The organism is Thermus arciformis (assembly GCF_900102145.1).
GTDB classification, from domain to species: domain Bacteria; phylum Deinococcota; class Deinococci; order Deinococcales; family Thermaceae; genus Thermus; species Thermus arciformis.
The window spans coordinates 1-7,144 of sequence record NZ_FNBC01000060.1 but is presented as its reverse complement, the minus strand read 5'-3'; the positions used below and the strand labels follow the sequence as shown (position 1 = coordinate 7,144).

5 protein-coding genes and 2 pseudogenes are annotated in these 7,144 nt (G+C 66.9%); 6 read left to right on the top strand and 1 reads right to left on the bottom strand.

Going from position 1 to position 7,144, the window contains the following annotated elements; translation table 11 throughout:
• The 4 genes and pseudogenes from BLP62_RS12795 to BLP62_RS14460 all read left to right on the top strand — a co-directional run.
• Positions 1–301: pseudogene (locus BLP62_RS12795) on the top strand (IS1634 family transposase); the annotation flags it as partial.
• 320 nt (positions 302–621) lie between these two features.
• The gene (locus BLP62_RS12790) at positions 622–1,089 is read left to right on the top strand and encodes a YbjN domain-containing protein (RefSeq protein ID WP_093008681.1); all 468 of its coding nucleotides are present in this window, start codon (positions 622–624) and stop codon (positions 1,087–1,089) included.
• Between the two features lie 223 nt (positions 1,090–1,312).
• Positions 1,313–2,431, top strand: a complete 1,119-nt coding sequence (locus BLP62_RS12785; RefSeq protein ID WP_093008680.1) for a metallophosphoesterase family protein — start codon at positions 1,313–1,315, stop codon at positions 2,429–2,431.
• On the top strand, positions 2,412–5,192 hold the full coding sequence (locus BLP62_RS14460; protein WP_093008679.1) for an AAA family ATPase: 2,781 nt from the start codon (positions 2,412–2,414) through the stop codon (positions 5,190–5,192). Before BLP62_RS12785 ends, BLP62_RS14460 begins: the two co-directional genes overlap by 20 nt.
• A 40-nt stretch (positions 5,193–5,232) precedes the next feature.
• Here BLP62_RS14460 and BLP62_RS12775 read toward each other — a convergent pair whose 3' ends face one another.
• Entirely contained in the window at positions 5,233–6,258 is a 1,026-nt protein-coding gene (locus BLP62_RS12775) for a helix-turn-helix transcriptional regulator (RefSeq protein ID WP_093008678.1), read from the bottom strand.
• A 292-nt stretch (positions 6,259–6,550) separates the two neighbouring features.
• Between BLP62_RS12775 and BLP62_RS12770 the strand changes: the two are divergent.
• Together BLP62_RS12770 and BLP62_RS12765 are read left to right on the top strand one after the other, a co-directional pair.
• Positions 6,551–6,829, top strand: a pseudogene (locus BLP62_RS12770) (helix-turn-helix domain-containing protein); the annotation flags it as partial.
• Positions 6,830–6,864: 35 nt separating this feature from the next.
• Positions 6,865–7,144: transposase (locus BLP62_RS12765; protein WP_143004374.1), on the top strand; the 280-nt coding region annotated here is incomplete at its 3' end.

Genomic DNA, 7,144 nt, shown 5'->3' with positions numbered 1-7,144 from the left:
GAGCACCTTCTTGAAGCGGCCCGAGCGGGTGATGGCCCTGGGGATGGTGATGGCCCTGGCCCTTTTGGTGTACGCCCTGGGGGAGTGGGCGCTGAGGCGGAGGCTTTGGGAGACGGGGTCCAGCCTGCCGGACCAGAAGGGGAGACCCACAGCCAAGCCCACCTTGCGCTGGGTGTTTCAGCTGTTCATGTGGGTCCGCCTGGTGGAGCTGGGGGGCAAGTGGCTGGTCCTCAACCTGGCGCCCCATCACGAGACCGCGGTGCGCCTCCTGGGGGCTGGGCGATATTACCTGCTGGAGTAAAGGGGGTGCGGAATGTGGGTTCCACCGCATATTCCGCCTTCTTCTGGGAACCCTGGAGCTCCTTTTCATTCCATCCTACTCGGGGAGACACGGGAGATACCGTAAAAGGCCGGCACGCTTGGGGGTACCTCTTTGCAAAGCATTCGCTGGCCAGCTGTCCAGGGCCGCGCAGCCGCCCGCGGAGGACTTTTTCGGCATGTAAACTTGCCCCCCACGCACATCCCCCCTAGACCTTCACCCTGGGGACCCTAGGCCCAGAGCCCTCTGCCTTCTCCGGGCCCGTGTTGCGCGACAGCAGGTGTCGCGAGGGTGGGATAAGGATGGAGAGGATGAGCGCCATGAACCTCAAGTCCAAGAGGCCTTTGACAAGAAGGCTGGTCCTCGAGGTCCTGTCCGAGCTCCCCGGCATCCGTCCTTTGGTCTCCCGGGAGGGGCACGTGGGGGTGCTTTTCAAGGACGCAGAGAGCGATCTCCTCTTCACGGTGGCCGTTACGCTGGACGGCTTCTTTGACAACGTGCTGGTTTTCATGGCCTCCTTGGAACCCCCCCTAGGCCTCTCTCAGGAAGCCGCGCTGCGCCTCGCCAACCGGTGGAACGCGGAGCGGAGGTGGCCCCGGGTCTGGGTGCGGGAAGGAAAAGTTTGGGCAGACTTCCACCTCCCCTTACCCCCGGAGGTGGAACCCGAGATCCTCCAGCTCCTCTTCATGCACCTCTTCCACGGACTCGCCGAGCTCTCCAGCTGGCTGACCCAGAGGAACGGGACGGATGCCCCCGCGGCCGTCGCCTGAGGAGGGCAGGGAGGAGCAGGTGCGAAGGGCTATAATCAAGCCTCTGCGGCGGCCGTGGGTTCCCTCGAAGACGGGCAGCCCTTTTGCGGCTTCCACCCGGACCGCGATGCGGGCAAGGGGTACCCCCCGTGATCCTTCCCCCGCCGGGAAGAACCCGGAGCCTCCGCAGGCCGGTTCACAGGGGCAGCCGACCACCAGCCCGGTTGTCCCCTGAGGAGGGAGTATGGAAAGGCCTTTACGGATCCTGCACACGGCGGACTGGCACCTGGGCAAGACCCTCAAGGGCAGGGACCGCACCCCGGAAGTGGCAGAGGCCCTGGAGGCCGTGGCCAATCTAGCCAAGGAGGAACGGGTGGACCTCGTCCTGGCGGCGGGAGACCTTCTAGACCACCCCCAGCCCTCGGCGGAGGCGGAGGGCGTCCTGGTGGAGTTCCTCCTCCGCTTGCGGAAAGAGGGGATCCCCTGCTTCCTGGTGGCGGGAAACCACGACCCCCCCGAGCGGTTTGAGCGGCTCTACCGCCGCCTCCTGGAACCCGAGGTGCAGGTCCGCGGGCGGCTGGCCCTGGCAGACGAGGGTGGCCTGGTGGAGTTCCAGGGCCTCCGCTTCGCCCTGGTGCCCTTCGTTTCGGAAAGGCTCCTTGTCAAGACCCTGGCGATGCCTTCCGAGGAGCGGCGCCTGGCCTACGGGGAGCGTATGGGCCGCCTCCTGAGCCACTACCAGGCGGACATCCTCGTAGGCCACCTGACCGTGGCCGGAAGCCGGCCGGGGGGCGGGGAGTACGCTCTCTACCTGGCGGACCACTACGCCGTGCCCCCGGGGCTCCTCCCCCCCGCCCGCTACATCGCCCTGGGGCACCTCCACCGGATGCAGGGGGTGGCGGAAAACGCCCACTACCCCGGAAGCCTCATCGCCCTGGACTTCGGGGCGGAGGAGGTGGAGCGGGGGGTTCTCCTGGTGGAGGTGCCCCCGGAACGCCACCTGCCTGTGCGGGTACACCCGGTAGTAGAACGGTGGGGCAGGCCCCTCCGCACCTTCCGCTTCCCCGCCCAAGAGGCCCAGGCCCACCAGGAAGAGGTCCGGCAGTTCAGGGGGTGGGCCAAAGTGATCCTGGAAGGACCGGCAGAGCCCGGCCTGCGGGACGCCTTCTTGGCCATGGACCACGTCCTGGAGGTGTCCGTGACGGGAAACCGGGATTCTAAGACCGGACCGGAAGAGGTGCCCGATACCCTCGAGGAGGCCTACGCGCTCTACCTGGAGGAGAAGGGCCAGAAGCGGGAGGAACGGATCCGGGCGTTCCAGGAGTTGCGTCAGGAGGTGCGCCATGCGTCCCCTGAGGATTGAGCTGGAAGGCTTCGGCCCCTACCTCAAACGGCAGGAGATCCCCCTGGACGACGTGGACCTCTTCGTCATCACGGGCCCCACCGGAAGCGGGAAGAGCACCCTGCTCGAGGCCATGACCTTCGCCCTCTTCGGGGCCGTCCCCCGGCTGGGCAAGCGGGGTCTGGAGGAGATCCTCCACCCCAGGGCCTCCCGGGCCTGGGCCGCCCTCACCTTCCGCCTGGAAGGGAAGGTGTACCGGGTGGAACGGGAACTCTCCCGAAAGGGAGCGGGGGAGGCCTCCCTGGTGGAGCTCAGGGACGGCAAGGCCTTCCCCCTCGCCTCCAGGGGGACGCGAGAGGTCACGGCCCGGGTGGAGCGGCTTCTGGGCCTGGACTACGGGGTTTTCATCCGGGCAGTCTTCCTGCCCCAGGGGGAGTTTGACCAGCTCTTGCGGAAGGCCCCGGGAAGGGAGAGGCGGCAGATCCTGGACCGGCTCTTCGGCCTGGAGGAGCTTGGGGAGATGCGGAAGCTCGCCGGGGAGCGGGTGAAGGAGCTGGAAGGACGGGCAAAGGGCCTTGAGGAGGAGCTGAAGCGCCTGGAGGAAGAGAGGGCGAGTGAGGAAACGTTGCGTTTCATCGAGGAAAGCCTGGCGCGTTCCCGCGAGAACCGGGAAAGGCTTCGGGAACGTAAGAAGGAGCTGACCCAGCAAAAGGCCCGCTGGGAAGAGCTCATCCGCCACCTCGAGGGCCTGGAAAAGGCCCAGGCAGAGCTGAAGGAGGAGCGGCGAAAGGAGCCCGACCTGAGGGAGGCCTGGGCCCAGGCCCAGGCCTCCCGGGAAGCCCGGGGGCACCTGGAGCGGTGGGAGGAGTTCCGGGCAAAAGAGGCGGCCCTCAAGGAAGTGGAGGAACGCCTCGAGGAGCTGAAGCGCCGGAGGACCGAGGAGGAAGCCGAAGAGAGGCGCCTCCAGGAGGAGGCCGGGAGGCTCGGCGTGGTCCTCCACGAGCTGGAACAGGCCCTGCAGGCCTTGCGGGAGGAGGAGGGGAAACTTCCCTGGCTCGCAGAGCTCCAGGCCCTGCTGCAGGAGGCAGGGGACCTTCCCCGCCCCGCCCCTTCCTTCCCCTTCCAGCCGGGGATGGAACGGGCCCTGAGAAAGGCCCTCCTGGAGGCGGACCAGCTCGCGAAGCAGGCCGCCGAGCTGGAGGGTGCCCTGGACCTGGCCCGGAACCTGGAGGAGACGGAGGCCCGGCTCCTCTCCGCGCGCTTCGCCCGGCTGAGGCGGGCCCGTGAGAACCGGGAGGCCCTGCGGAAAGAGGTGGCCGACCTGCGGGAGAAGGTGGAGCGGCTTGGGTTGCGGGCCCACCGCCATCTCCTCCGCTTGGGCGAGCCCTGCCCTCTCTGCGAGGGGGTGGTTCAGGCTCTCCCCCCCGCCGGGGAGGCGCCCGAGGTGGAGACCCTGCGGACGGACCTGAGGGAAAAGGAGATGGAGCTGGCCCGGGCGGAGGAGGAGGTGGCGCGGCTGGAAGGGCTCCTCGCGGACCGGGAAGACCCCGGCTTGCCGGAGGACCCCAGAGGGGAAGAGGAGTTGGAAAGGGAAGCCCAGCGGATAAGGGGGCGGCTGGGCTTGTGGGAGGAGGCCGCCACGGCCCGGGCCTCGGAGAAAGACCTCGCCCAGGCCCGCCAGGAACGGGACAGGGCCCGGGAAGAGGCGGGGGCTCTGGCCCGGGCGCTGGAGGACTACCTCGGCGGGCACCTAGGAGGGCGGGACCTCGCGGCCTACCGGGAGGAACTCCGGAGGCGCCGGGAGGCCCTGGAAGGACTGCAAGAGTCGTGGAGAAGCCTCCAGAAAAGGCTGGGGGAGCTGGAGCGGGAGGAGGCCGGGGTCCGGGCCCGCCTCGAGGAACGGCGCAAGGAGTGGGAGAAGGCCTGGCGCAAGGTACAGGACCTCCCGCCGGAGGAGGACCTGAAGGGGCGTCTCCTCTCTCCCGAGGCCGAGGATCAGGCCCTGAGCGAGTGGGAGGAAAACCGGAGGAGGCTCAGGGAACTGGGGAGCGAGGTGGAGCGGTGGGAGGAGGGCCTTTCCCGGCTCTCCCCCTTGCCCGACCCCCTTCCTGCCCCCCAGGAGCGCATGCGGCGCAGGGAGGAGCTGGAACAGAAGATGGCCGCGTTGGAGGAGGCGCTCTCCCGCCTGGACCGGGAGATAGGACGCCTGGAGGAGCAGGCCAAGGAGCTGGAGCGGAAGATCGCCCGCAGGAAGGAGGCCGAGGAGAGGCTCGCGGAGGTACGGAAGGAACTGGACCTCTGGCAACCTCTCCTGGAGGACCTGCGCCAGGAGGCCTTTCCTGAATGGCTTTACAGGAGGCTCCAGAAAAACCTCCTGGCGCGGGCGAACCGCCTCCTGGAGGAGCTTTCCCAGGGGCGATACCGTCTGGACACCCAGGAGAAGGGAGGGCTTGAGTACCGGATCCTGGACCTCTGGACGGAGGCCTGGCGGTCCGCCGACACCCTTTCCGGGGGCGAGGCCTTTCTGGCGAGCCTTGCCCTGGCCCTCGCCCTTTCGGAGGAGCTCGCCGGAAGCCGCCTCGAGGCCCTCTTCCTGGACGAGGGCTTCGGCACCCTGGACGCCGAAACCCTGGAGCTCGTAGGCGAGGTCCTGGAAAGCCTGGGAAGCCGGGGACGGATGCTGGGGGTGATCACCCACGTGAAGACCCTGGCCGAACGCTTTCCCAACCGCCTGCGGGTGCGCAAGGCCCGGGGAGAAAGCGAAGCGGTGTGGGAGGCTTGATCCCCTCCCCCGGGTGAACCCTGGCCTCAACGGTCCCCACCTACCCTGAGGGCGCCTGGGCGGAGCCGGGGGAGGGAGGGTCGCCCGTCCCCTGCCCGAGGCGGCCCGCCAGCCGAAGGACCTCCTCCGCCCAGCGCTTCCTCAGGCTTTCCGGCTCCAGGACCTCAACCAGGCTTCCCCAGGAAAGCACCCACCCTAGGATTTCAAAAGGGAACCCTTGCGCGTCCGTGTTCACCAGATAGACCACCTCGAGGCCCCCGCCTTCGCAAGGCGTCCACTCCAGGGGCTCGGGCAGATCCCCCTCCTTCAGACGCCGGGTGACCCCCGGAGCGAACCGCAACCGAACGCGGACCTGCTGGGTCCCTGGGGTGTGCAAGGAGGTCCCCCAGGCCCCACCGAGGTAGCTCTTAGGGTCAAAATCCGGGGGGATCTCGTAGGTATCGGGTAGGACGCGCGTATCCCGCATGCGGGTCAGCTTGTAGAGGCTGGGAAACGTGTGGTTGCTTCCCCGGATGCGTGCCAGGGCGTAGAGGCTGAGGTTCCAGCGGTTCACCTCCACAAACCATATCTCCAGCTGACGCCTTTTCTGTCTCCCCTGGAAGTCCTCGTAGACCACCTCCAGGACACGCCTCTCCTGCCAGGCCTGGAACACATGCTCCAAGACCCGGTCTCCCTTTTGGACCCTGGCCCGGTACCGTTCCAACTCCAGGGCCGCGATCTGGCGAATATGGCTTGGGAAATGCTCCAGGAGTTCTTCCAGCCTCCGGTAAAAAGTACGATGGCGGCTTGGGGCTTGGTGGAGGAAGAAGCGCTGGGTGACGTAGAAGAAGAGGAGATCGAAGGGGGTGAGGGTGGGTTCACGGCCACGCAACGAGTAACGGTTGCCCTCGGAGACCAGCTCATAACCCAGTTCGGGGGCCAGGTCCTCCAGGTCCTGGAGGTAGCGTTGCACGCTCCGCTGGTCCACCTCGAGCCTCCGGGCAAGCTCCGCCGTGGTCCAGGACCGCTGTTTGAGCAAGTGGACCATCCGAAAAAGCCGCCGCGCTTTGCTGTCCGCATACCCCATCGGTCTCTCACCAGGGTAACCGTCCGCCCCCCAGACCGTAAAGGCTTCCGGTTACGCGGGAAAGGTCGGACATCGGGTGGAGCCTGACCTCTCATCTTTTGTCAGCCAAAGGAAAAGGGGCTTGGGTAAGGTGCGTGGAACCACAAACCCCTTCCATCACACCACGGCTTTCGGCTTGGGCACAAGCCCTCTTTCCCCGCCTTCGCAGGACCCCCTGAACCCGGCCAGACACATGTGAGACTGGACGAGTAAAAATGTGGGGACCACTCCAGGAGAGAGGGGGTCCCCACGGATGCAGCTTACCACGGTCGGCAAAAAGGTTTTCCGGGGAGCACAAAAGGCCCGGGAACTCCAAGAGGCCGGGGCCGGCGATCCCACGGTTCAGGACCGCTTACGGAAGCTCAAACAGGTGGAGGCGCTCAGGAAATACCGGATGGGCTGGCCCGAGATCCAGGAGCTTTTGGGGATCAGCCGGGCCACCTATTACCGCTGGCGGAAACGCCTCAAGGAAGAGGGCCTTGCCGGTCTTAAGCCTCGGTCAAGACGTCCTCAGCGCTTGCGGAGGAGGATTTAGAGGCTGTCGTAAAAGGATGGTATCCTTGAGGGGTGAGCTCTAGACGATCTTACCCCAGCGACCTCAGCGATGCGGAGTGGGCCCTCCTGGAACCCCTCATCCCAGCCCCCAAGCCCGGCGGCCGCCCCGCCAAGGTGCCGAGGAGGGAGATTGTTAACGCCATCCTTTACGTCCTGGAAAACGGCATCAAGTGGCGGGCCATGCCCCATGATCTGCCCCACTGGTCCACCGTCTACCACTACTTCCGCAAGTGGCAGAAGGAAGGCATTTGGGAGAAGGCCGTCCAGGCCCTGGCCCGCCAGGACCGGGAGC